Origin of the sequence: Pseudomonas sp. B392_1p (genome assembly GCF_052245235.1) — a bacterium.
Taxonomy (GTDB): domain Bacteria; phylum Pseudomonadota; class Gammaproteobacteria; order Pseudomonadales; family Pseudomonadaceae; genus Serpens; species Serpens gallinarum.
Window position 1 is genome coordinate 1 of record NZ_JBQPXM010000033.1, and the last position, 1082, is coordinate 1082.

Sequence of the window (1082 nt, forward strand, 5' to 3'; positions counted from 1 at the left end):
CCATCCAGGTTGGACGGTTCCGGTTGGCCAACAGCGATGTACGCCCCCACAGGGTGCGACGAGTTCAGCGGCATGTTCTTGCGGTAGTTGACTTCCGCGCCGATGCCCACCGATTTATAGACACCGTTCCAGGTCAGACCGTACAGCTCGATGTCCTTGGCATAGACAGCGCGAGCATAACGCTGGGCTCCCGGATAGGCACCGCCTACGACAACCTGGTTAGCCCAACTGGCGTTTTTGTCGTCGAACTTGCGGTACCACAAACCGAAGCTGCCATCGTTGGCCCAGTCGGGGGACCAGCGCAGGCCGACCGCGATATCGCCATTGTCGCCTTCACGCGCATCCTCGCGGGTCACGGTGGGGGCCAGGTAATCCGGGCCAAACAAGCCACCGTCGGCCACGGCGAAGTAGGTGCCGCCTTCGGAGACGCGAGAAGGTTCGAACTCGTAGGTGTACTGCAACATCAGCGACAGTTCGGGCATGAGCTGCCAGTTGGCTGCGACCTGGCCGATCGGCAGGGCGGTTTCCTTGGCCGAGGCGCCGGGGCTGAGGTCGCTCAGCAGGCCGTCGTTCGGCGACATCGAGTAGGACATGCTGCTGCCGTTGCCGAACAGGTATTCGCCCGGCAGCCAGGCGAAGCTGCCGGCCTTGAGGTTCAGGTCGGTGGAGCCGATGTTGAAGTTGCCCCAGGCGAAATAGTCGCGGAACTCGGCGGACGGGCCGGCGTAGTAGCGCTTGACCAGGCCGGAGTAGCGGTTGCCCTGGTAGTTGGCCATGGCTTCCATGCCGGGGGCGCTTTGGCTCTTGTCGGGGAAGTTGTGGTCGTACCAGGCCGCGCCGCTGATGCGCAGGCCGTACTGGTTGTTCCAGTTGAGGTCGAACTCGCTGAAGATGTCCAGGCGCGAGAGAACGACGTCGCCCTTGTCGAACAGGTAGTTGCCTTCGTCGAAGTTGACGTTGTTGGCCAGCGTCTTGTCGCGGCCATCGACCCGCCAGCCCTGGTTGTAGCGAACGGTGGTGTCCAGACTCATGGTGAGGTCGGGGTTGCCGCTGTCGATGCTGAAGGCGTGCGCCTGATTGGC

At 62.9% G+C, this 1082-nt stretch carries 1 protein-coding gene; it reads right to left on the bottom strand.

Features of this window, described 5'->3' with window-relative positions:
* A partial coding sequence (locus tag ACTV8E_RS20680; protein ID WP_443200698.1) for a DUF1302 domain-containing protein occupies window positions 1-1082 on the bottom strand: 1082 nt, incomplete at both ends.